Here is a 26,021-nt window from a genome sequence, read left to right as displayed (position 1 = left end):
TCCGAATTAATGTAAATAATCGTGTATTCGCACACACGTTATGCTTTGTATTTAAAAAAATTGATATATATTTGCCGCAAATCATGAAAAACTATTAAGAAATGAGCGCATTAGGGAATGTCAATCAACAAATGACACGGTACAGATGGGTAATCTGTGCGATGTTGTTTTTCGCAACAACGGTAAACTATCTAGACCGTCAGGTACTTTCACTTCTACAGCCGATGCTGGAAGAAGAATTTCACTGGACAGACAACGATTATGGAACAATCACTGCCATTTTCTCTTTGTTTTATGCAATTTCCATGTTATTTGCCGGAAGGTTTATCGACTGGATGGGAACCAGGAAAGGATATGCCTGGTCAATTGCTGTCTGGTCTGCAGGGGCGGCACTTCATGCATTGTGTGGTGTATTAACAGAAAAATGGGTCGGATTACCAGATGCAGATGCGTTACGGGCTGTAGCTGCAGGAACAGACCTTGCGGCTACGATCAGTATGGTAAGTGTTACGTTCTTTATTATAGCACGTTGTGTGCTGGCTCTTGGTGAGGCTGGAAACTTCCCAGCTGCTATTAAAGCGACAGCAGAGTATTTCCCGAAAAAAGACCGTGCTTTTGCAACGGGTATTTTTAACTCTGGTGCTAATGTTGGTGCTATTGTGGCTCCATTGACTGTTCCTCTGATGGCTGAACTATGGGGGTGGGAAATGGCTTTTATTATTGTCGGTCTGATCGGTTTTATCTGGATGGGAATATGGTTATTTATCTATAAACCAATCGCAGATAACCCAAAGGTAAATGATGCGGAACGTGCTTATATTCAGCAGGATGATGCTGAATTGACTCCGGATGAAATTGAGCCTGAAAATGAATCGAAGCTTTCTTTCATTGAATGTCTGGGCTTTAAACAGACTTGGGCGTTTGCTTTTGGTAAGTTTATGACGGATGGCGTATGGTGGTTCTTCCTCTTCTGGACTCCGGCTTATCTGAAGATACAATATAATATGGAAGGAACCCAGATCGCATGGCCAATTGCTATACTTTATTCTATTACGGTGATCGGTTCCGTGTTTGGTGGTAAATTTCCGACTTATTTCATCAATCGGGGGATGAATCCGTATGCAGGACGTATGCGAGCGATGTTGATCATTGCATTCTTCCCATTGGTCGTTTTATTCGCGCAGCCATTGGGCTATATCAGCTATTGGGTGCCTATTCTGCTGATCTCCGTCGGTGCCTCTGCTCATCAGGCTTGGAGTGCAAATATATTCTCTACAGTAGGTGATATGTTCCCCAAAAGTGCAATCGCTACGATTACCGGTATTGGCGGTATGGCAGGCGGTATCGGTTCGTTCTTTATTCAGAAGGGGGCCGGCATGCTATTTACATATAGTGGCGATACCAACATGCAGTTTATGGGTTTCGAAGGCAAACCGGCCGGTTATGCTATTGTCTTTATCTTTTGCGCTGTCGCTTACCTGATCGGCTGGATCGTGATGAAGATGCTGGTTCCTAAATACAAGGTGATCACATTAAACTAGTAGGGACTTTTACAAGAATGCAGCTGCCTGGCTGAATATATTATTGAAAGCCTGGTTTACAAGTGTCTGGTCGGTTTTTGACCGGAACGGGAACGGAATCTGATGGGAATACTGGAACGGAAAATCTATTTCTTCCAGTATCTTGTCAGAGGCTTTACCCAGCGCTTTGATCACTCCGTTGGTCGGCATGACAATGTCTTTCTTCAGTGAGATAGCTTTGATGCGGTTGCAGGCTTTCTGGAAAAAGGACTCACGGTATTCCTGTAAGACATCAGGGCGAATCATGGCTTTGAACGCCTGTTCCAGAAAATCATTTTTAAAGGAAGTAGGCAGCGAACGTTCTTCCAGAAAATCGTGGCGGTAAAATCGTTGCAGGCTGTTGAATGCATCCTGGTCCATAATATCCCGTGCGTTTCCGTTCATCTGGCTGAAAATGGAACCGCCGCAGAACATGAACAGGCGGGTGTCGCTGAACATCTTTTCCGGATTACTCAACAACAAGACCTGTGATAACAAGGCTCCGATCGAATAAGCAAACAGGTTGATGGAAGTATCTTCTTTAAATAAGGGATGTTTTCCGCTCTTTATCTCATGTACCAATTGCCATAAGTTATAGACTGATTCGCGGCCGGACGCATAGAAACGCAACGGATTTCCTGACAGGCGGCTGCTTAATGTGACATTGGCAAAAGTCGAGTTTTCCAGGTTGTCTATTTCCTGTTTCCTCCGGTTCACCCAGGGTAAAACCATCCGTGGATTGCACCAGCTACCCGGTGTACGATTCATATGGAATGCGATAGGGAAAAGGATGACCGGCTTTCCGGTTGAACCGGCCAGATATTCGGCCCAGGTCAGGTATTTTTCCCAGGTACGTTCGTTCAGTCCGTGCAACAGGATGATGGCTTTGTCGCGTTTCTCTTTTCCCGAAGGGGCGAAGACTGTATAATTGAATGTTTTATTTTCCTGAATATGGTCGTCTGTGACGGAACAAAATTCAGTGGTGGCAAGTCCTTTCTGGAATTCGTTAATTTCGCTGGCACCTATCGTTTGTGTAAAGCGAAAGGGAATTATTTCCAGACGGCTCTCTTCCAGATGCGCCTTTTTATCGTACGAGAAAAGGCTGTTCAGTTGTTGTGTACGAAGTGAGATATCCATAACAATCGATTTTTTGATACAAACAAACATTATTAAAACAATCCTTGCAAATAAATGGTTCCGACGAACTCCGGCTGGGACATAAACCGGAATGGCGGGGTGAAATTTTTATATGCGGGGTGAATGTTTCGGGATTTACTAGTACATTTGTTCTCCAAATAGGAGGCAAAAGATATGGGAATGCTCGGTCATAAAATACCCGGTTATATTTATGAAAAGTCGAACATCGTTCGCCTGATCTTGCTGACAGCGTTTTTCGCTTTGGTATTTATCAATATATATAAGCCGTTCAGTTCGTCGAACTGGTATCGGGTTTCAGAGTTTAAGTTTTTTGTTTTTTCCAGTCTGATTATTCTTACCGGTGTGCTGGTGGTGGTGATCAGCCGGATTGTGATGTATTATTGGGGCAGGAAACATGCCATTTCCGTAGGTGCATATTCGGTGTGGATTATTCTGGAGATATTTTTCATGTCTTTGTTTTATACGATCTACACTTTGGTACTGAATCCGGAGCGGGAGTATTTAAGCGTTTTCAAAGAGTCGGCTATCAACACAAGCCTGGTTCTGTTGTTGCCCTATTCAGTTTTACATTTCTATTTTTCCTATCAGGAGAAAGAACGGCAGTTGAGGTTACTGGAAGAGGATCGGGCAGAGGCGGCAAACAAACTATCGGTTTTCTCTTTTTATGACGAAAAGCATGAATTGCGGTTGTCGGTGAAACGGACGAATCTTTTGTATATAGAATCGGCGGATAATTATGTGTGTATCTGGTATCTCAATAAGGGAGTACTGACTAAGTTCATGCTGCGTAACTCTTTGAAATCCATAGAAGAGAGTCTGGACGAAACGAATGTGCTGCGTTGCCATCGTTCATATATGGTTAATTTCGACCAGGTAAAGGTGATACGCCGTGAAAAAGACGGCATTTATCTGGAACTGGGAGTCGAGAAAGTCCCGGATATCCCAATATCAAAAACATATAGTGAAAAAGTGACACATTGGTTTATGACATATTCGTCGTAAATTATAGGGATAAAGTCTGGTCTCAGTATTGTGTAACGTTTGTGCGGATAAGAACAATATTCGTGCGAAAACACACAGGTTTACTATTGCATGAATAGTCTTATCTGTCAGTAGAACAGCGTGTTATAATAATGGCACGTCTTTTGTTCTCTTCAATGAAACAAATGACATTGTATTATGGTAAAGCACTATTTAAAAATGGCTATCCGGCAAATATTAAAAAACAAGGTTCAATACTTGCTCTCCATTGTCGGTATCGCCATCGGACTATTATGTTTCAGCATGACATCTTATTATATAAGGAGATTTAACAGTCAGTTTACGGTTTGGAGCAATAACGACAGGATGGCTAATCTTTATGTGAAGTCGGAAAAAAGTAAGTATAACGAACCATATATTCCGGGAAAAGAATTGCAGGCACTGATGAGTAACCCGGTGGCAGGAATGGAAAAAATAGCCTATTCTTACAGTTATGATAAAGCAAATATTACTATTAGTAATGCGGGACAGGAGGAAATACCTTTTCAATGTAGTTTCCAGAATATCACGGAAGATTTTCCTGTCATCTTCGGCATACAAACCCTTGAAGGGGAAATGCCAGTATGGACACCGGGAGAGGTCTGGATCAGTGAATCATCTGCCCGAAGGATATTCGGGGAGGATAACCCTATAGGCAAAACACTTTACTTCAGCCGGGCTGATACCGATACTTCGGCTGTTCAATACTCTACTATAAGTGCTGTTGTCCGCGATTTGCCGGATGGATCGCGGGAGAAGAACGATTTTTATTTTCCCGAAATATCGGTGATTAATCCGGATCGGAAATATTCGAACGTGGTTGTATTGCTGGAAAAGGGTGTATCAAGTACTGAAATAAACCAACGGTTGCGAAAACAACTACCTGTCTTTGGTAAGAATAATGATAATTATCTGGCTGTAATGACTTTCAAAGAAGAAATGTACAAACCGGATAATCTCGGAGCAACGCTTTTCATCCCTTTAATCGGTGCTTTGATATTGATAGCGGCTATGATTAATTTCCTGAAGTTCTGTATCCAGTCGTTCTACAACAGGACTAAAGAGTTAAGTCTTCGTAAAAATCTGGGGTCTGGTTCAGTTGGTTTATTCTGCCTTCTTTTCAGTGAGATTGCTATTCTTTTTCTTTTGTCGGCTTTGGTGAGTTTTGTCATGATAGAATGGTTTATTCCTGTTTTTTATCAATATCTGGCAAGTAAAGAGGTGATAAATGAAAATATGCTTATTCATCTTCCTACTTTGATTTGGCAGGAGTTGGAGTATTTATGTCTTTTGTTCATCATTTGTCTGTTAATTGCCGCATGGGCTGTTTTCCGTGTTAAACATATTTCCCTGCTCGAAGGGGTGAAAGGAGGCAAACGCCAGAAGCACGGTGTACGCAACTTTATGTTGGGGGTACAGTTGTTCATTTGTTTTCTTTTTATTTCAGGGGCGATCGGAATAGGATATATTCATCAGCTTGTGGATGGAAAGAGGAATAACACACTGACAGAGGAGGTATGTACCCGTATCTGGAAAGTGGAATTGTGGGAACCGCAATTACAGGGACATGAAGAAGAAATAGTTTCCCGCATCCGGACACTTGCAGGTGTAGAGGATATTGTTCTGGACAGAATAAGTAGTTATCCTGATTATAAAACAAAACGGGAGGAAACCATACACGGAATAGAATATGCTGTAAGCAGTAATTATTCTGACTTTATGAATCTGAAAATAGAAGGAAGAATGCCACGCTCTTCCAATGAAATAGTCGTTTCACGTTCACTTATCTGGGAGTTGGAAAAGGAAGGAGAAACGAACCCTTCGTCTGTACGGTTGGGTGACCGTACTTTCCAGATCACGGGTATATATGAACAGTTGCCTTTTGAACCATTATATACTCGTGAACAAATAAGCAGGGCGAACCAATATCATCGTTTCACATTTTTGTCCGTGCCGGAAAAAGCCGATTACAGGACTGCTTATATTAAATGTATGCCCGGTCAGGAGCAAGATGTGCGGAAAGGTATCCTGAGTATTGTCCGCAGCAAGTTGCCGGAATCTATTCCTTTCCTGCTGACAACCAAGCAGGAAGAACGTTTCCGATATATCGGAGGTGAGAAGATGATGAGCGAATTGTTTATGTTGCTTTCTGTCATCAGTTTGATTATAACAGTTTTAGGTATCTATTCTGCTATTACGCTGGATACATACAGCCGGCAAAAAGAAGTTGCCATACGCAAAATCAATGGAGCTGGTCCGCGGGTGATCGCTCTTTTATTCGGGAAGTTGTACATTCGCCTGTTAGTTATTGCGGCCATCCCGTCATTGGCGATTGTTTATTTATTCCTGCGTATGCTGATTAGCAAAAAAGTCGTTATTTCTGCGGAATGGCTGAATAATCCAGTTCTGTGGCTAAGTATAATATTCTTAACAACAACAATCGTGTTTATTACCGTAGCATATCGCATCTGGCTGATTTCACGGTTGAACCCGGCGGAAGTTATTAAATCAGAGTAAAGATTAACAATAAGTTTTCTCTTATAAGCGGAAGAGGATCCGCTGGAAATAGTGTAGTGTTTTTTGTCGAATGAAAGACTGAGCAATTGATATTGCAGTGAATAAAATATCTCTATCTTTGTATAATTCATAATGTAATTGTGAATAAGCGGGGATACAAGAAGACTCTTTTATTTAGTTTCGTAAATAAGATGAAAAAGCTACTGATATTGTTGTGTTTTTTATTCATTCACCAAGTTATTTATCCGGTTTATTTTAAGCATCTTGGTATGAGTGACGGATTATCGCAGGTCTCTGTTATGTCTATTTATCAGGACCAACTGGGACGGATGTGGTTCGGTACGCGTGAAGGGCTCAGTGTGTATGACGGAGAACGAATGCGGGTATACAAGGGATGGGAGAATCCTGACCAGGAGAGTTCTATAAATGTTTTGTTAGGACATGAATGTGACCATCTGGTCGGCAACCGGCAGGGAGATATTTTTTTCAGAACTTGTGATTCTTTGGTGAGGTATGATATCCGGAAAGAAAAGTTCCATGTGATTGGGAAATATAAGGCAAAAACGGTCACCTCCTCAAATGGTGATATATGGACGGGGTATGATGGAATGATTTGCCGTTATGATGAAAAAGGGGATAGTTTATTGCTTTATACAGAGGAAGATATGCCGGATATTTCCAGTTTGCTGGTCTCTGGAAATAAAATTTGGGTTGGAACGTATGAAGGATTATATGTGATTGAAAAAGGAGAAAAAGCACGTTGTCTGGTTGACGGACCGGAATTTTACCGTTTATTTGAAAGTTCTTCAGGTGAAGTATGGGCTGGTTGCCGTACCGGAGGACTGTATAGGATAATGCCGGATGAGAAGGTTGTCTGGTATTCGGATTCTAATGCGGAACCTTTCCATATAGAAAGCAATCAGATACGGAGTTTTGCAGAGGATAGATTTGGGAACATCTGGTTCGGAACCTTTTTAGGATTACATAAATATAATCCGTATACTGATAAATTTACTGTGTACCGACAAGACCATCTACCGGGTAGTCTGTCTCATTCTTCCGTATTTTCTGTTTATATAGATGCGCAGGCAACAATATGGGTAGGAACCTATTATGGAGGTGCGAACTATTTTAATCCGGAGAAGGAAATTTTTGCTCATTATACGGATAATCCTTTTCGGAAAGAATGTTTGAATTATTCTTTTGTCGGCCATTTGGCTGAGGATAAGAATGGTAATATCTGGATATGTACCGAAGGAGGCGGGTTGAACTTTATGGACCGTAAAACGCGTACATTCAAATATTTTACTGCGGGACCTTCTAATTCGGTCTTACAGAATAATCTGAAATGTATTGCGTATGACGAAAAACGGGATCAGTTATATATTGGTACGCACCATGGAGGACTGACCCGGTTTGATATAAAAACCGGTATTTTTCATAATTATTTGGATGATTATGAGAAAGAAGATGTGAAACCGGATGGTATTATCTTTCACACGATGATTCATAATGATAAGTTATACGTGAGTGCAATGAACGGGACTTTTGTTATGGATCTTGATACGGGTGAGTTTAAATGGTTATGTAGAAATGCACAGAATTTTACGATTGATAAGGAAGATAATATATGGATTATGATCGGAACTTCCCTTATCAGGATTAAACTGGCTGATCCTGATAATCAGAAAAAATATTTTCTGCCTCAATATGGTATTCAATTTGAACCTAAACGGATTATTACGACCAATAACGGCGATATTTATTTTGTTGTTTTGGGAGGAGGGTTATACCGGTATGATAAACAATCCGATTCCTTTATCCATTACTCACAGGGAAGCGGGCATTTGTTAAGTAATTATTGTTATAATGTTGCGGAAACAAATTCGGGAGAATTACTGGTTACCAGCGATAAGGGTATTACTTTTCTGAATCCTTCCAATGAGAATACCCGGTTTGTGACATTGGGAACGAATTTACCTATCACTTCAATTGCGGATGGATGTGGTATTTTGGTTTGCAGAAATAATGAACTGTTTGTCGGAGGAAATGACGGCCTTGCCTCTTTCTTCCGGGAAGATCTGGATCAAAAAGAAAAGAATTATTCTTTATATTTCTCGGAACTGTATATCCATAATAAAAGAATATATCCGGGGGCTGTTTCGGGTGGGATCTTGAAAGAGTCTTTTCCTTTTAATAAGTCGATTCACCTGAATAATAAACAAAACAATCTGATCATAAATTTTGCGACTACTAATTATATTGATATTCAGAAGAATAATGAATATCAATATAAACTGGTCGGTTTTGATGAAGATTGGGTATCCTCTTTTTCCTCCAGTATTTATTATACGAATCTGGATCCCGGGAAATATAAACTGTTGGTCCGTGAAAAGATTTTACCGCAGCACTTGATGAACCGACGTGAAATTTCTCTGAACATCTTGATTGCACAACCTTGGTATAATACGGTCTGGGCATGGATTCTGTATACTCTGACTACCATTATAATTGTTTATCTGACAATTCGCACGATAAATGCCAGGAGAAGATTAGCCCTTTCTCTTGAGAAAGAAAGAGAAGAGAAAGAGCGGAATGAAGAACTTAATCAGGCCAAACTACGTTTTTTTACTAACATCAGCCATGAGTTCCGCACTCCGCTGACGCTTATTTTCAGTCAGGTGGATATGTTGCTTCAGAGTTCATCACTTCCTCCAACTTTATATAATAGGATTGTTAAGATTAGTAAGAATGCTACTCGCATGAGGAATATGATTTCCGAATTGTTGGAATTTAGGAAGCTTGAGCAGAATTATGTTTCGTTGCGCGTCTGTGAACAAAATCTGGTTCCTTTTTTGAAGGATATTTATCTTTCGTATTGTGAATTGGCTGCCCAACGAACGATTTCCTTTAATCTTCATCATGAAGAAGATGATGTGCTGCTGTGGTTTGATTCCAATCAACTGCAAAAGGTCTTTTATAATCTTTTGTCCAATGCTTTCAAATATACTAAACCGGGAGGTGTGGTAGATTTGTATATTTCTCCGGATGAGAATAATGTTCATATAAAAGTGATCGATACGGGTATCGGACTATCGTCTGGTGATGTGTCACGTATTTTTGACCGTTTTTATCAGGCGGAAAATGGGAAACAACTGTCTGAGGCCAATCCGGGAACCGGACTAGGGCTGGCATTGAGTAAGAACATTGTCAACCTTCATCATGGGGAGATTACGGTACAAAGCCAGTTGGGATATGGCACAATTTTTACGATCACCTTATTAAAAGGTAAAGCCCATTTTGAGAATGATGGAAATACCATTCTTCTGGAAGTTCCGGAAGAGCCTATGATCAAACGGGGATCGTTGCCGGATTCCGTTTTACCGGAAGAATATAAAGAGATGGACACAACTTTTCCGGATCTGAAGGTCGGTTCTTATAAGATACTGATAGTGGAAGATAATGAGGAGTTGCTACAAATATTAAATACCTTGTTTACTCCTTTTTATCAGGTGATATTAGCTGGAAATGGAGAAGAAGGTTTACGAAAGACTATTGAGGAAAAACCGGATTTGGTGGTCAGTGATGTTATGATGCCTTTGATGAGTGGCATGGAAATGTGTATGAAAATTAAGAATAATATTGATCTTTGCCATATTCCTGTCGTTTTGTTGACTGCCCTTGATTCCGTTGAGTATAATATTGAAGGTTTCCAGCAGGGAGCGGATGATTATGTGAGTAAGCCTTTCCATGCAAGAGTTTTACTGATGCGTTGTAATAATTTAATTCGTAATCGTTTATTGTTGAAATCCAGATTGACTCAGCAAGGTGATTTTGATGTACAGTTGCTGGCTTCTACTTCGCTGGACCAGAAATTACTGAATCGTATTGTAGAAATTATAGATGAACATATGGGCGACCAGGATTTCGATGTGAATATACTTGCCCGTGAATTGAATATGGGACGTAGTTCCTTTTTTGCAAAAATGAAAAATCTTACAGGTATGACACCGAGTGAATTTATACAAAATCAGCGTATCAAACGTGCAGCGGTTCTGCTACAGGAACGGCCGGATATGTTGGTGAGTGAAATCTCGGATCAACTGGGATTTGTTTCTACCATATATTTCAGTCGTTGTTTTAAGACAAAATTCGGGGTTTCGCCGGCTCAATTTCGGAAAAAAGAGAAGTGAAATAGCTAATCATTTATAATCAAATAGTTAAATCTTCTATTTGGACTGTGTGTATATAAAAAACGGACGCTATGTATAGGTCTTTTTTTGTGTACCCGGCTATTTTTGCCTCAGAGTTTATCTGAATTTATTAATCTAAATCTACCTATTTATGACGAATGATTTGAACATTCCTTCTTTTAGGAAAACAATGTTTGCAGGAATGGCCACACTATTCTTGTCCGTGGGAATAGTCCAAGCCAATCCGGTTAGTGCCGGGGAAGGTATAACGGAAAAGTTGCTATTATCCCAACAAGCGAAAGTGATTGTTACGGGAACAGTAAAAGATGCACAGGGACCGGTAATCGGAGCAAATGTAGTAGAAAAAGGAACTACTAACGGAACGGTCACTGATATGGAAGGGCGTTTTTCTTTGCAGGTGTCTCCTGGTGCAGTATTGACGGTTTCTTATATCGGTTATATAGAACAAAGTATACCGGTAAATGGAAAAAACTCTTTTATGATCCAATTAAAAGAAGATTCACAAGCCTTGGATGAAGTTGTGGTTGTGGGATATGGAACACAGAAAAAAGTGAATATGACAGGAGCTGTATCATCTGTTGATATGAGTAAGATGGTAGATAGTCGTCCTATTACTTCATTGTCAGCAGGGCTTTCGGGTATGGCTGCCGGTGTATCTGTGACACAAGGCAGTGGAGGGCGGCCTGGCAATGATGGAGCAACTATACGGGTACGCGGACAAGGTACTTTGAATAATTCTGATCCATTAGTTGTTATTGATGGGGTTCCGGGAAGTATGAACGATATTAATCCGCAGGATGTGGAAAGTATTTCTGTACTGAAAGATGCTGCTTCGTCTGCAATTTATGGTTCACGTGCTGCTAATGGTGTTATCCTGATCACAACCCGTAAAGGTAAAACAGGCGGTTCCAGAATTTCTTATAACGGTTATGTAACTATGCAACAGGTTGCTCATCGTATGGACCTTGTGACCAACTATGCAGATTATATGGAATTGTTTAATGAAGGAGAAAGAAACAGTAATCTGCCGGCACCATTCAGTCAGGAAAAAATAGACGAGTGGCGTGCTGCCGGGAATAGTGATCCTGTAAAATATCCGAATTCGGATTGGCAGGATGCTGCATTCAAAACAGGATGGTTGCAAAATCATACCATATCCATTACCGGAGGTTCTGATAAAATTCATTATTTCATATCTGGAAATTATCTGAAGAATCCGGGAATTATGGAAAATTCCGGTTATGACCGTTATAGTGCCCGTGTGAACCTGGATGCAGAAGTTAAAGAATGGTTTACGATTGGAGTTAATGCCTATGGTTATCGTGGAAAAGAAGATTTGGGATTGATCCAGACGGAAGGTACAGGCAGTTTATTTTATACACATTTGCAGGCGACGACTCCCGGGATGTGTTTCCAGGCACCAGACGGGCGGTATGGTGGTGTCAATAATCCGGAAGATGATGCCCAGTCTGGTACCAATAATATATTGCGTAAGTTAAACAGTACAAAGGGAAATCGGACAACAAATAAAATGGTATCGCGTTTTTATGCACAGATCAGACCTTTTAAAGGATTGACTATAGAAGGATCTTATACATATGATTTTCAAAATAGATACCGTTATGAACAGCCCGTGTTCCATGATATATGGAATTTGTATAGTAATACTGTCCAGACTGCCGGAACAGGAAAGACAAAAGTGACCAATCATGATGAAAAATGGGTACGGAATCATATGGATGGAATTATTCGTTATGAAACAGATATAGACCGATTAAATATTCAGGCGACAGTCGGAGGTAGCCAGGAAGCGTATCGTTATAATTGGTTCCAGGCCAGTAAGGAAGATTTGATCGCTCCGGAAATGACGGAATTGAATGCCGCAACGGCCAATGCTACAGCGACAGGAAACTATTCTAACTGGGCTATGCATTCTTTCTTTGGAAGAGTAAACCTGAACTGGGATGAGAAATATTTGTTTGAAGCCAATCTTCGTATGGATAATTCTTCCCGGTTTGCTGCAGGAAAAAACAGAAGAGGTTTCTTCCCTTCTTTTTCTGCCGGTTGGCGTATGAGTGAAGAAGGATTTATGAAAGATATAGATCTTGTCAACCAGTTTAAAATACGTGCTTCTTATGGCTCATTGGGAAACAATTCGGTAGGTGATTATGATTATCAGATGTTTTATTCTGCCTCAAATTATACATTGAATAATTCCGTACAGATTGGGATGGCGCAAAGGGCCTTGTCTAATGCCGGTTTGACATGGGAGACGACCTATTTAACAAATGTGGGAATTGATTTCGGTGTTTCGAAATTGAGTGGTAATGTTGATTTCTTCGTAAAAAATACCAAGGGAATCCTGATTGATTTACCTGCTCCGTTAGTGCATGGGAATGCAACTGTTCCTAAATCAAATGCTGCCCAGGTCCGTAACAGAGGTCTTGAATTGAATCTGACGTGGACTGACCGTATCGGGCAAGTAGATTACTTTGTGGGAGGGAATGTATCATACGTAAAAAACAAAGTAACTAAATTTAAAGGTGATGAACCGTCTATTAGTGGGACTAATATGATATTGGAAGGACAACCAATCAATATTCAGTATGTTCTTTCCGTAGATCGTATTATTCAGACAGAAGAGGATCTGGCATTGGTCCGGGCCATGGAAGAGAAAAATCCGGATGCTTTTTCCCAGTATAAAAAACCGGAAATGGGCGATTTCCTTTATAAAGATATTGATGGTGACGGGTGTATTACGGATAAAGACCGTATCATGGTTGGTAATGGAACTAATCCAACTGTCACTTTTGGTTTCAATTTCGGTGCAAGTTGGAAAGGATTGGACTTCTCATGTATTCTTCAGGGGGCAACAGGACTGAAAGAGTACTGGAGTGGTCAGGATGGAGCTAGCTTTTGGCCTTTAGTTCGCCGGGGTAATCAGATTAATAAGACAATTGCTGACGGACGCTGGTATTCGGGGCGAACAGATGCTACTTACCCGCGTTTGTTGGATTACAGTGATGGACGTAACAGTGTAGCCAGCGACTTTTGGGTCCAGAACAGATCCTATGTAAGGGTAAAAAATATACAATTAGGATATACTATCCCGAAGCAGCTTTCCCAGAGACTATTGCTGGATAACCTTCGCTTCTATGTCAGTATAGATAACGCATTGACATTTACGGGATATAAAGGGCTTGACCCGGAAATATCAGGTACTAAGTATCCAACAATGAGATTAACAACATTTGGACTGAATCTTACCTTTTAAATATTTTGAACCATGAAAAAAATACTGATATATATTTCTATTTTATTGACATCTGCCACATTCAACGGATGTTATGATCTTAATACTTATCCCGGTGATAAAGTAAGTGAGAACCTTTTCTACCAAACGGAAGAACATGCAAAACAAGGATTGATGGGAATTTATGGCATGTTGCGGGATAATCACGCTTACGGTTACCAGTTTTTATTCGATCATCTGGCTGATATTGCTTATGGATATGACTATTATATGATGTATCTGGGTACTTATTCTGATCGTTCAGCAGAAATTCAATCCAAATGGCAAACAATGTATGATGGGATTCAGAGAGCTAACAGCTACCTTCGGGTCATACCCACTATGGATGTTCTTACCGAGGAACAAAAAAATGAGTATATGGCTGAAGCCAGATTCCTGCGGGGAATGTTTTATTTTACTCTGTTGGACTTATACGGCGGTGTTCCTTACTATGATGAAACGACGAATCTGAATGTGGAATACGTTGGCTTGAAGAAACCCAGAAGCTCCGCGGAAGAGATCCGTGCACATATCATCAGTGACTTGAATGAGGCTGTCGCTTATCTTCCGGTCAGGCATAATGATTCTGATTATGGTCGTGCGACGAAAGGGGCAGCCTATGCCTTGCGTGGAAAAGTCTATCTTTATAATAAAGAATGGCAGAATGCTATTGCGGATTTTGAAGAGATTGTCAATAACAAGTCTAACAACTATGGATATGGCCTTGACGCTGATTATGCTCATATATTTAAACTTTATAATGGAGATAAGAGTTCAGAGATGATCTTTTCCGTACAGAATAAAAGTGGTGTCGGAACAGAGTATGGTATGGCTATGCAAGCATTGATGGGAACACGCAGTGCGTTTGGTAGTTGTTGGAACAATACTGTTCCTTCCACTCAATTGGCAGATATGTATGAACTCAAAGATGGCCGCCCTTTCAGCTGGAATGATGTTTTTCCCGGATACAATGAAGCAACTCCGGATCAGCGTAAAGAATTGTTTAGTGTAGAGATGGATGCGTCAGGGGCTGTTATTGGATTGCGAGATGTAGATACAGCACAAATATTGAATGTATATAAAAGCAGAGATCCTCGTATGATGGCTACTTTGATTGTCCCTTATTCTATTTATAAAGGTTGTATCGGAAAGACGACCCCACGGGATATGTTGTTTGCAATGGACCACAATGTGCAAGGGAATGAAAATCAGGGAACCATACGGAACAATAAAGGCTGGATCTCTTATTTGTATCGTAAATTTGTAGTTGAATATGATCTTGGCGGAGCTATCAGTGACCGTTTACACACTCCTTTTGAGTTTCCTCTGATTCGTTATGCGGATGTATTGCTGATGTTGGCAGAGGCCTATAATGAAAATAACCAACTGGATAAAGCTGTTGCCGAATTCAATAAGGTAAGAGCCAGAGTGGATATGCCCGGATTAAACTCTGGTCCAGCATGGATGCTTGTTACATCCAAAGAGCAGATGGCTGAACGTATACGAAAAGAACGTGCTGTTGAGTTTGCGGGAGAAGGATTACGTTTCAGTGATTTGCGCCGTTGGGGATGGGAAATAGCAAGCAAGGCTATGAGTGAGGTAGATGCAATCAATATTTATGGTGAATTTATCTATACTCATAAGTTCTCCGAACGGGATATGCTTTGGCCTATACCTGGTGTAGAGATAGAGCGCAACGAAGCGTTGAAGCAGAATCCGGGATGGTAAATCCGTTCAAAATGTAATTTCAATGTATCAATTTATGAGATTTATTAGTTTAGTGAGCTTATCATTCTTTTTGTTTTCTTCGGTGGTAAACTGTAAAGATGCATCGGCCCTTTTTCCTGAAAGGGTGTTGCAGCAGCATCCCAGGTTGCTGTTTAGTAAGCAGGAAGAACAAAGAGTTCAGGCTTTAGCGGGTAGAGAACCTTTATTGGACAGCCTACGTGCCGGTTTGATGAAGGAAGCGGAACGATTATTGGTTGTTCCATTACAGGAGGATCCGCGCACGAAGGTTAAACAGACGAAAGATATATTGCCGGTCAGTCGTGAACAGGTATACCGAATGGTCAACCTGTCCCTGGCTTACCGGCTCAGTGGAGATAAACGGTTTGCAGAGAAGGCAGAAAAGGAATTGGTGCATGTCTGTAATTATCAGGATTGGGACCCTGCTCATTATCTAGATGTTGCAGAAATGACGACTGCGGTTGCTATCGGATACGACTGGTTATATGATGTGCTGTCTCCTGTGACAAAACAATTGATTGTCAGTTCCATTAAAACGAAGGCTCTGGATCTTGTTGTCGAAGAGTATAAAACCGGTAACAGTGATTCTTGGGCCAAACGTGAGACGAACTGGAATGTGGTTTGTAATACAGGGATGGTATTAGGGGCTTTAGCCATTGAGGAGTATTATCCTGAACTTACCCAACATATTATCGGTGAAGCTGTAAAGTATGTTCCTAATTGTCTGAAACATCTGGCACCGGATGGAGTTTGTTATGAAGGACCTGCCTATTGGGGATATACCAATATGTATCTTTCGCTCTTATTAAAGGCCTTGAATGATAATCTCGGACAGGATTTCGGACTTTCTGAAATGCAGGGTGTGGATAAAAGTGTTTTGTATTATATGCATAGCACAAGTCCTTCCGGTAAGATATTCAATTTTGCTAATTCCGGAAGTACGGCGCCGGCAGCAGAACCTATTTATTTCTATTTCAGTAAAGCATTCAATCAGCCGGAAGCAGCAGCGTTTTATAGGAAGGTCCTTTCGGAAACAGTACAAAGCGGGAATTATTTCAGATTTTATTTTTTGTCTATTCCCTGGTATGATACAGTCTTTTCTGCTTCAAAAACCTTGCCGAAGTTAAACGTCTACAGAGGAATAAACGATATTGTTGTATTTAATGGAGACAGGAATGTATCCAACAGTATTTATCTGATCGCTAAAACCGGCGATCCGGATATGGCACATCAACAGTTGGATATCGGAACTTTCATTGTAGAAACAAACGGGATAAGGTGGACTGACGATCTGGGAACGGATAATTACAGTTTGCCCGGATTCTGGGATTATAAGCCGGACGGCCGGAGGTGGACTTATTTTAGGAATTCCAATTTTAGTCATAATACTCTGGCGATCGATAATCAATTACAAAATTCAGCTGGGATGGGAGAGATCAAAGATTGTGACGATAAAGCTGTCCGCCCTTTTGTAACAATGGATATGAGTACGGCTTATCAGGAACAGAGCCGCTTTGTTTACCGGACTTTCTGTTTATTGGATGATACCCGGATAATGATTACGGACAGCGTAGGGTTAAAAAATGCGGAGCAATCGGTTCAATGGTCTGTGATTACTTCTGCCGATGTTGAATGTAATGGAAATACGGCAATTTTACGAAAAGATGGTAAATCATTCTTTTTGAAGATTGAATCGCCGGTTAACGCTTCGTTTACAACAAAAAGGGCAAAAAGAGAGACGGAAAATGAAAAACCTATAGAAGGTTATACGGTTTTATCGGCTTCGGTTTCAGATAGCACCATACAGGTAATCAAAGTCTTATTGTCAGGAGATTAGAGATGTAATTAGATCAAAAATAAATATATAATATGGTAAAAATGAAGTATTTAATGGGTATAGCTTTCTGTGCTGCGTTGATTTCATGTAGTGAAGTGAAGAAGGAGTTTATTGAAGAAAATGTGGAGTTTGCCCATAAACAGATAGGTAATGAGATAAAACTTATTGAAGAAAGCGGTAAGTTTATGAATCCGACGACCTTGAATTCAGACGGCTCCGTTTATTACTGTAATCTGACCGACTGGCGAAGCGGTTTTTTCCCAGGTTCTATATGGTATTTGTATGAATTGACGGGAGATAAGACGTTGTTACCTATAGCTCGAAAGTATACAGAGGAGGTTAAGGATGCCAAAAACATTACATGGAATCATGACGTCGGTTTTATGATCTATTGCAGTTTCGGCAATGGGTTACGTTTAACAGGAGATGAGGAGTATAAAAATGTGATTGTTGAGGCAGCCCGGTCTTTATCGACTCGTTTCCGGCCTGTGGCGGGTATCATTCAGTCCTGGAATGTTGACAGGGGATGGATTTCCGAACGTGGTTGGGAATGTCCTGTCATTATTGATAATATGATGAACCTTGAGTTATTATTTGCTGCAACAAAATTGTCCGGCGATTCGACATTCTATAAAATTGCTGTTTCCCATGTGGATCGTACCATGAAGGAACAGTATCGTCCGGATGGCAGCTGTTATCATGTGGTAGATTACAGTATGGAGAATGGTTCCGTTCGTTTCCGTCATACTGCACAGGGATATGCACATGAATCGGCATGGAGCCGTGGGCAAGCCTGGGGTATCTATGGTTTAACACTTTGTTATCGTGAAACGGGAGACCGAAAATATCTGGACCAGGCGTTAAAATCAATCCATTTTATGTTTACTCATAAAAATACTCCTGATGATTTTATTTTTTACTGGGATATGGATGCTCCTAACATACCAAATGACTATCGGGATGCTTCGGCTGCGGCTTGTATCGCTTCTGCCTTATATGAAATAACAACGATGGGAGTTTCTGAACCGCAGACATATAAGGCATATGCTGACCGTATTATGGAGAGTTTGGCTTCTCCGGCATATCGTGCGGAATTGGGAAAGAATGGGAATTTTCTATTAATGCATTGTGTAGGAAGTATACCTCATAATGGTGAAATAGATGTTCCACTCAATTATGCTGATTATTATTTCTTGGAGGCATTAAAACGGAAAAGGGATATAGAGAAGATGTATAATTCGTAACAGCACAAGACTCTTTTTGTATTGTATGGCACATAATCCTTTGTTCTAATTCAAAGATTATGTGCCTGTACAATTTATTCTGTAATTACCGAAAACTCACCGATCCCTGCCTGGGGCTGATTATCGACGATGCGGGTTGCAACAAACCGTATCTTGTTTCCTTTTATAGCCGGGAAACGGATTTCCTGTTCTATCGGATTATGTTTGATATTCGAGAATTCGCCTTCTGCAACTTTCTTGTTATTGACAAACAACTGGTAATTTGAAATATGTCCTCCGGCATCACGTCCCTGGTTGGGTACATAGCGGAAGCCGGCAATCGGCATATCATTTGCTAACTGTATTTCGATTTCCTGTTTCCCTTTCGGTAAATAGAATGTCGTATATCCGTTGCCGTCGAACATCGCTATTGTTTTTTCGTCTTTTGGATAAATGACAGTGTAGTTAGATGCCGGAATATCCAGCTCTTTTACGGAAACCGGACTGCTCTTGTCGAAAGTACGGTCGTACGAGATAGCCTTGATTGTTCCTTTTTGAGCAAAAACAAAAGGTTCGGTATAACGGGGGGAATCTTTTGTCGGTTCCGAACCGTCAGTCGTATAATGGAGTTCCGAGTTTTTATCTTCTACCCGGATAGAAACAACATCTTTGCGGTCACGTCTGATTTCCGGTTCGGTTAATAAGGCCGGTGCCAGGAAAGCCTCTACATTATTGATACATAGCGGGCCGCGTGCATCCAGGAAGTTGATGCGTATCTTGTCTGCATTGACAGTCTGGAAACGGACGATACGTTTGTAGCCGACAGTCGTCGTGGAATCGGCTGCTTCAACCGGTGTCCATTGCCCGTCTTTTTCTGTTTCGATGGTGAATGCTTTGACACGCTGTCCCAATGGGATATATTCCTGTATCATCAGGCGGTTTACATCCGTCGGTTTGCTGAAGGTGAAGGTAAGCGTAGCGTTTGTAACTCCGTCTTCCGTAGCCCAGTAAGAATCCCAATTGCCGTCATTCGTTTTGTCAGCCTTAAACTGGCCGCCGCGGGAATTGCTGGCTTTTACGGATGCACCCTTTAATAAGTTGGTTTTTAAATCGTTCTGTATGGTTTGATACCATTCGACTGCACGGATAGAATCCGTCGGACTGATCTTTCCGTTTAATGCAACCGGGAAGTTTAGCAGGAAGTTTGCATTATGTCCGACACTGCGGTAATACAGATCGACTAAATGTGATAGTGATTTTACCTGATGGTCTTCACGTGCGTGATAGAACCAACCCGGACGAATGGAAACGTCGCATTCGCCACCCAGCCATTCTTCACCGTCTTCCAGTCCCCACTGGCTCTGACGATAATGTATGCCGTCTTTTTTAGTGAACATACTCCATTGAGTATCGCCTGCCCAGCCTTCTTCGTTGCCGATCCAGCGGATGGTCGGTTCGGTTCCTCCAAAAATCATGACGGAAGGATTATACTTTTTAATCGTGTCGACAGCCTGTTCATATTTATAATAGGTATTCGGGTCGATAGAACGCGTTTCATTTGCGCCGCCGTACCAGCCGTTGCCGCCGTTAGCTCCGTCAAACCAGTATTCGAACAACGGACCGTAATTGCAGACTAATTCATGTAATTGGGCATGGAACTTTTCTACATATCCCGGTTGTCCGTAATTCTCACTGTTACGGTCCCAGGGGGAGAGATAAATACCGAATTTCAATCCATGCTTGTGGCAGGCGTCGGAAAGCTCTTTTACCATATCACCTTTTCCGTCTTCCCAGGGAGAATTTTTAACGCTGTATTCTGTGGTTGCCGTTTGCCACAGGCAAAAACCGTCATGATGTTTGGCAGTGAGAATCACCCCTTTTAATCCGGCAGCCAGGATCGTACGAACCCATTGTTCGCAATCTAAATCTGTAGGATTGAAAGTGGAAGCAGGCGTGTTCCCGTATCCCCATTCCAGATCATTGAATGTGTTTAGACCGAAATGAACGAAGGCATATGTCTCCATTTTGTGCCATTCCACCTGTTCAGGCGTCGGAACAGGATAAACAGGATCAGGGGCGTTTACTTCTTTACAGGAAATTAAAGTAGTAAGTCCTAATCCGAGGAGGAAAAGATAATTTGCGCTTTTCATCGTTTGATTATGTTATTGTTGATGCTTCAAAGGTACAAAAAATATAATTTGTATAAGGATATTCTGTCTGTTTTGCTATTTTTAGTTATTGTATTACAGAGCCGTGCTGGTTTTATAGGATACTTGCCGTATTTTATACAATATCATTTTACTTATTGTCTAAAATACATCTAAAATTCACCTATGTCTCTAATAATGTGGTCTATAAAAAATCTTTTATGCTTGTTTTATTCCAGGTGAATTTATATATTTGGGCGTCTAATAACTATATTTTTATTATTAATACCATGAAAAGAAGAGATTTCTTAACAAACACAGCATTGCTGGGTGCCGGAATACCACTGGGTATGTCGTCGGCTGTAATGACTTCATGTACACAACAACAAAGTGCAGGAACGGCTGCGAAGAGTTATTCTCCGGAAGAATTGGGAATGTTCTCTTTCGTAGAGGTAGCACCTGATGGAAAACCCTTAAAAGCAGCTTTGGTGGGTTGCGGCGATCGTGGAACCGGGGCGGCTACACAATTCCTCAAATCAGGACCGAATGTGTCTATTATTGCTTTGGCTGATTTGTTCCCGGATAGAATGGCGACCTGCCGGAAAGTATTGTCTGAACAATTTAAAAATGAAGTTCCTGATGCCAATTGTTTCTTAGGCTTCGATGCTTATCAGAAGGTGTTGGCAATGAATGATATCGATGTAGTCCTGTTATGTACTCCTACACATTTCCGACCGGAGCAATTCAAGGCGGCGGTTGAGGCTGGTAAACATATTTTTATGGAAAAGCCTTGTGCTGTCGATCCGACCGGAATCCGTACAGTGATTGCTGCAGCCAAAGTTGCAACATCTAAGGGGTTGACGGTTGTAACAGGTAATCAACGCCGTCATCGCAGAGATTATTGGGAGGCTTATGTGCAGGTAAAAAACGGATTGATCGGTGATGTCGTATCTTCTTCCGCTCATTGGGACCAGGGGGCATGGTGGAATAAGCGCAAACGTCCGGAATGGAGCGATATGGAATACTGTATTCGTAACTGGTTTAACATTAAATGGTTAAGTGGGGATCACCTGTTGGATCAGGCTATTCATAATATTGATGTGGTAACCTGGTTTATGGAAGACCGTCCTATCCGTGCTGTTGGTTTCGGTGGTCGTGCGCAGCGCCTGACCGGTGATATCTATGACTTTTTCAGTGTAGATTATTATTATAACAATAACAAACGCATGTTGGCGACTGCTCGTCAGATCGACGGTTGTGACGGAAATGTTTCCGAGCAGGTATATGGAACCAAGGGGATGGCCTCTCTGAATGACCGGGGTGAAATTAAAATTGTGGATTATAATGGAAACATTCTTTGGGAATATGATTATCAGAATAAACCTGTAAAGAATCCATATGATCAGGAACATGTGCATTTTGTTGAATCAATCCGTTTGGATAAGAAAATAAATCAGGCAGAAGCGCTGGCCTATTCTACTCAGGTTGCTATTCTGGGACGTGAGGCAGCTTACACCGGAAAGCCTATTTCCTGGGATGAGATCATGGCATCTACTCTTCGCTATGGTCCGGAGAAATATGAAATGGGAGCATTACCTGACTATAAAGAAGGAGAAGCGCCGAAACCGGGTAAAGCTCCGGATGCACCAGTGATGTAATTTCGTGTTTATATTAGTATTGAAGGCTCTGAATATTTTAGATGATATTTAGAGCCTTTGTCTTTTTATAATATGGGGCACTAATTTTTCGTCTATACAAAAAAATCGTTCGACAGCTGTTCTTTATTCATTCAACAATTATCGAATAAACATTCGACAGTTGTCGAACGAATAGAAAACATATATCGAACGAATAATTCTTTGAATCGGAAATTTAATTGTCTTGAGGGAGAAAGTTTTTTATCTGAGAAAGCCCTGGGAGCCTCCCTGTATTTTTTCAGTCCTCTTTGTGCGTACATTATATTACAGTGCCTGCCGTGAAAAAATAAATGAAAAATAGTTGGTAAAAAGTTTGGAACGTATGTAGTAATCTACTACTTTTGCACCCGCATTCGAGAGAGAACGGCGCACCAACATGATGAAAGAGGTAACCTGAGGAAAGGGGATGAGGTTAGAGGTTCTAAGCAAAATTCCAACCGTCACAGCGACTCAAAAAAAACTTTTCAAATTTTTCTCTTGAAAAATTTGGTAGTTAAAAAAAAGTCCTTACCTTTGCAGCCGCAATCGAAAAGAAAGCGAAAGTTCTTTGAAAGATTTACATATCAACAAGTAGTACAAGTATTAAAAATTAATACCGTCAAAAACTTGAAATAAATACGAATTCTGAGCATAGAGATATAAAAACAATTTAAACAACGAAGAGTTTGATCCTGGCTCAGGATGAACGCTAGCGACAGGCTTAACACATGCAAGTCGAGGGGCAGCACGATGTAGCAATACATTGGTGGCGACCGGCGCACGGGTGAGTAACGCGTATGCAACCTACCTATCAGAGGGGAATAACCCGGCGAAAGTCGGACTAATACCGCATAAAACAGGGGTTCCACATGGAAATATTTGTTAAAGAATTATCGCTGATAGATGGGCATGCGTTCCATTAGATAGTTGGTGAGGTAACGGCTCACCAAGTCCACGATGGATAGGGGTTCTGAGAGGAAGGTCCCCCACACTGGTACTGAGACACGGACCAGACTCCTACGGGAGGCAGCAGTGAGGAATATTGGTCAATGGGCGAGAGCCTGAACCAGCCAAGTCGCGTGAAGGATGAAGGATCTATGGTTTGTAAACTTCTTTTATATGGGAATAAAGTGAGGAACGTGTTCCTTTTTGTATGTACCATATGAATAAGCATCGGCTAACTCCGTGCCAGCAGCCGCGGTAATACGGAGGATGCGAGCGTTATCCGGATTTATTGGGTTTAAAGGGTGCGTAGGTGGTTAATTAAGTCAGCGGTGAAAGTTTGTGGCTCAACCATAAAATTGCCGTTGAAACTGGTTGACTTGAGTATATTTGAGGTAGGCGGAATGCGTGGTGTAGCGGTGAAATGCATAGATATCACGCAGAACTCCGATTGCGAAGGCAGCTTACTAAACTATAACTGACACTGAAGCACGAAAGCGTGGGGATCAAACAGGATTAGATACCCTGGTAGTCCACGCAGTAAACGATGATTACTAGCTGTTTGCGATACACAGTAAGCGGCACAGCGAAAGCGTTAAGTAATCCACCTGGGGAGTACGCCGGCAACGGTGAAACTCAAAGGAATTGACGGGGGCCCGCACAAGCGGAGGAACATGTGGTTTAATTCGATGATACGCGAGGAACCTTACCCGGGTTTGAACGCATATTGACAGCTCTGGAAACAGAGTCTCTAGTAATAGCAATTTGCGAGGTGCTGCATGGTTGTCGTCAGCTCGTGCCGTGAGGTGTCGGCTTAAGTGCCATAACGAGCGCAACCCTTATCACTAGTTACTAACAGGTCATGCTGAGGACTCTAGTGAGACTGCCAGCGTAAGCTGTGAGGAAGGTGGGGATGACGTCAAATCAGCACGGCCCTTACATCCGGGGCGACACACGTGTTACAATGGTGGGGACAAAGGGCAGCTACCGTGTGAGCGGATGCTAATCTCCAAACCTCATCTCAGTTCGGATCGAAGTCTGCAACCCGACTTCGTGAAGCTGGATTCGCTAGTAATCGCGCATCAGCCATGGCGCGGTGAATACGTTCCCGGGCCTTGTACACACCGCCCGTCAAGCCATGGGAGTTGGGGGTACCTAAAGTCCGTAACCGCAAGGATCGGCCTAGGGTAAAACCGATGACTGGGGCTAAGTCGTAACAAGGTAGCCGTACCGGAAGGTGCGGCTGGAACACCTCCTTTCTGGAGCGAAGAGTTCGTTATCAAGTTGACTCAGAGGTATTAGTTAACTTGTACTACGGTTGAATATGTATAAAATATAGATCTACCGGCAATAAAGTGTCGGCAAGAGAGAAAAATGATGCTGAGGGAAACCAAGGCAAAGTTGACAGTCCTATAGCTCAGTTGGTTAGAGCGCTACACTGATAATGTAGAGGTCGGCAGTTCAACTCTGCCTGGGACTACAGAATCTCTGAGAGAGAATTTTGGGGGATTAGCTCAGCTGGCTAGAGCATCTGCCTTGCACGCAGAGGGTCAACGGTTCGAATCCGTTATTCTCCACAAAAAGTTACCGAGACATCAGAAACATAAAGTAACGACAAGATCTTTGACATGATGGACAACGTAAAATAAAGTAACAAGAGCAAGCTGAAGATATATCAATCCAGGTTCACAGCGATGTGACCGGAAATAAGAAAGTAAGCAAGGGCAGACGGTGGATGCCTTGGCTCTCGGAGGCGACGAAGGACGTGATAAGCTGCGATAAGCTGGGGGGAGATGCAAATAATCTTTGATCCTCAGATTTCCGAATGGGGCAACCCGGCAGGTTGAAGGCCTGTCATCCCGTAAGGGAGGCGAACGTGGGGAACTGAAACATCTAAGTACCCATAGGAGGAGAAAATAACAATGATTCCGCAAGTAGTGGCGAGCGAACGCGGAAGAGCCCAAACCGGTATTGTTTAGGCAATACCGGGGTTGTAGGACCACGCTGTGGCAAGAACTTAGGAAAGTGGAACACTTTGGAAAAAGTGATCGTAGAGGGTGAAAATCCCGTACACGACTTTCTAACGAAGCCTAGTGGTATCCTGAGTAGCGCGGAGCACGAGAAATTCTGTGTGAATTAGCGGGGCCCATCCCGTAAGGCTAAATACTCCCGAGAGACCGATAGCGAACCAGTACCGTGAGGGAAAGGTGAAAAGAACCTCGAACAGAGGAGTGAAATAGACCCTGAACCCGTCTGCCTACAAGCGGTCGGAGCAACGTAAGTTGTGACGGCGTGCCTTTTGCATAATGAACCTACGAGTTACTTTCTCCGGCAAGGTTAAGTATTTCAGATACGGAGCCGAAGCGAAAGCGAGTCTGAACAGGGCGGTATAGTCGGAGGGAGTAGACGCGAAACCAAGTGATCTACCCATGGTCAGGTTGAAGGTTAGGTAACACTAACTGGAGGACCGAACCGGTAAGCGTTGAAAAGCTTTCGGATGAACTGTGGGTAGGGGTGAAAGGCTAATCAAACTTGGAGATAGCTCGTACTCCCCGAAATGCATTTAGGTGCAGCCTTTATTTAGTATAGCATGAGGTAGAGCGACTGATTGGATGCGAGGGCTTCACCGCCTATCAAGTCCAGATAAACTCCGAATGCGTGCTATATATTGATAAGGAGTGAGGGCGCGG

11 protein-coding genes, 2 tRNA genes, 1 rRNA gene and 3 other annotated features are annotated in these 26,021 nt (G+C 41.9%); of the genes, 12 read left to right on the top strand and 2 right to left on the bottom strand.

What is annotated here, in order from left to right; translation table 11 throughout:
• Positions 1 to 101 precede the first annotated feature (101 nt).
• On the top strand, positions 102 to 1,541 hold the full coding sequence (locus HMPREF1535_RS06855; protein ID WP_009860776.1) for an MFS transporter: 1,440 nt from the start codon (positions 102 to 104) through the stop codon (positions 1,539 to 1,541).
• A gap of 9 nt (positions 1,542 to 1,550) precedes the next feature.
• Here HMPREF1535_RS06855 and HMPREF1535_RS06850 read toward each other — a convergent pair whose 3' ends face one another.
• A complete protein-coding gene (locus tag HMPREF1535_RS06850) occupies positions 1,551 to 2,696 on the bottom strand; it encodes a DUF6051 family protein (protein WP_009860777.1) in 1,146 nt (381 codons plus the stop codon).
• A gap of 180 nt (positions 2,697 to 2,876) precedes the next feature.
• Between HMPREF1535_RS06850 and HMPREF1535_RS06845 the strand changes: the two genes are divergently transcribed.
• From HMPREF1535_RS06845 to HMPREF1535_RS06815, 7 genes are all read left to right on the top strand, one after another.
• Positions 2,877 to 3,719, top strand: a complete 843-nt coding sequence (locus HMPREF1535_RS06845; protein WP_009860778.1) for a LytR/AlgR family response regulator transcription factor — start codon at positions 2,877 to 2,879, stop codon at positions 3,717 to 3,719.
• Between the two features lie 177 nt (positions 3,720 to 3,896).
• Positions 3,897 to 6,254 carry an ABC transporter permease gene (locus HMPREF1535_RS06840; RefSeq protein WP_046145672.1) on the top strand — a complete coding sequence of 786 codons (2,358 nt, stop codon included), beginning with the start codon at positions 3,897 to 3,899 and terminating at the stop codon, positions 6,252 to 6,254.
• A gap of 269 nt (positions 6,255 to 6,523) precedes the next feature.
• The gene (locus tag HMPREF1535_RS06835; RefSeq protein ID WP_244275578.1) at positions 6,524 to 10,447 is read left to right on the top strand and encodes a hybrid sensor histidine kinase/response regulator transcription factor; all 3,924 of its coding nucleotides are present in this window, start codon (positions 6,524 to 6,526) and stop codon (positions 10,445 to 10,447) included.
• A gap of 151 nt (positions 10,448 to 10,598) precedes the next feature.
• Positions 10,599 to 13,742, top strand: coding sequence for a SusC/RagA family TonB-linked outer membrane protein (locus tag HMPREF1535_RS06830; RefSeq protein WP_046145670.1), 3,144 nt, complete (start codon positions 10,599 to 10,601; stop codon positions 13,740 to 13,742).
• 12 nt (positions 13,743 to 13,754) lie between these two features.
• Positions 13,755 to 15,488 carry a RagB/SusD family nutrient uptake outer membrane protein gene (locus HMPREF1535_RS06825; protein WP_046145669.1) on the top strand — a complete coding sequence of 578 codons (1,734 nt, stop codon included), beginning with the start codon at positions 13,755 to 13,757 and terminating at the stop codon, positions 15,486 to 15,488.
• A 34-nt stretch (positions 15,489 to 15,522) separates the two neighbouring features.
• Complete coding sequence (locus HMPREF1535_RS06820; RefSeq protein WP_244275577.1) at positions 15,523 to 17,343, top strand: heparinase II/III domain-containing protein; 1,821 nt, start codon at positions 15,523 to 15,525, stop codon at positions 17,341 to 17,343.
• Positions 17,344 to 17,375: 32 nt separating this feature from the next.
• Positions 17,376 to 18,587, top strand: coding sequence for a glycoside hydrolase family 88 protein (locus tag HMPREF1535_RS06815; protein WP_010801400.1), 1,212 nt, complete (start codon positions 17,376 to 17,378; stop codon positions 18,585 to 18,587).
• A 74-nt stretch (positions 18,588 to 18,661) separates the two neighbouring features.
• Here HMPREF1535_RS06815 and HMPREF1535_RS06810 read toward each other — a convergent pair whose 3' ends face one another.
• Positions 18,662 to 20,716 (bottom strand): alpha-L-fucosidase, encoded by a 2,055-nt coding sequence (locus tag HMPREF1535_RS06810; RefSeq protein ID WP_046145667.1) that lies wholly within the window; start codon positions 20,714 to 20,716, stop codon positions 18,662 to 18,664.
• 287 nt (positions 20,717 to 21,003) lie between these two features.
• Here HMPREF1535_RS06810 and HMPREF1535_RS06805 point away from each other — a divergent pair, with 287 nt between their 5' ends.
• From HMPREF1535_RS06805 to HMPREF1535_RS06790, 4 genes are all read left to right on the top strand, one after another.
• Positions 21,004 to 22,371 (top strand): Gfo/Idh/MocA family protein, encoded by a 1,368-nt coding sequence (locus HMPREF1535_RS06805; protein ID WP_224263718.1) that lies wholly within the window; start codon positions 21,004 to 21,006, stop codon positions 22,369 to 22,371.
• A gap of 692 nt (positions 22,372 to 23,063) precedes the next feature.
• Positions 23,064 to 24,590, top strand: a 16S ribosomal RNA gene (locus HMPREF1535_RS06800).
• A 147-nt stretch (positions 24,591 to 24,737) separates the two neighbouring features.
• Positions 24,738 to 24,811: transfer RNA gene (locus tag HMPREF1535_RS06795), tRNA-Ile, on the top strand.
• Positions 24,812 to 24,834: 23 nt separating this feature from the next.
• Positions 24,835 to 24,908: transfer RNA gene (locus HMPREF1535_RS06790), tRNA-Ala, on the top strand.
• A 145-nt stretch (positions 24,909 to 25,053) separates the two neighbouring features.
• Positions 25,054 to 25,590: a sequence feature (23S ribosomal RNA rRNA prediction is too short), on the top strand.
• 61 nt (positions 25,591 to 25,651) lie between these two features.
• Positions 25,652 to 25,877: a sequence feature (23S ribosomal RNA rRNA prediction is too short), on the top strand.
• A 12-nt stretch (positions 25,878 to 25,889) separates the two neighbouring features.
• Positions 25,890 to 26,010, top strand: a sequence feature (23S ribosomal RNA rRNA prediction is too short).
• Positions 26,011 to 26,021: the final 11 nt, after the last annotated feature.

The organism is Parabacteroides goldsteinii DSM 19448 = WAL 12034, from assembly GCF_000969835.1.
In the GTDB taxonomy this organism is placed as follows: Bacteria; Bacteroidota; Bacteroidia; order Bacteroidales; family Tannerellaceae; genus Parabacteroides; species Parabacteroides goldsteinii.
The sequence above is the reverse complement of the archived record's forward strand: the minus strand, read 5'-3'. Positions and strand labels throughout refer to the sequence as shown.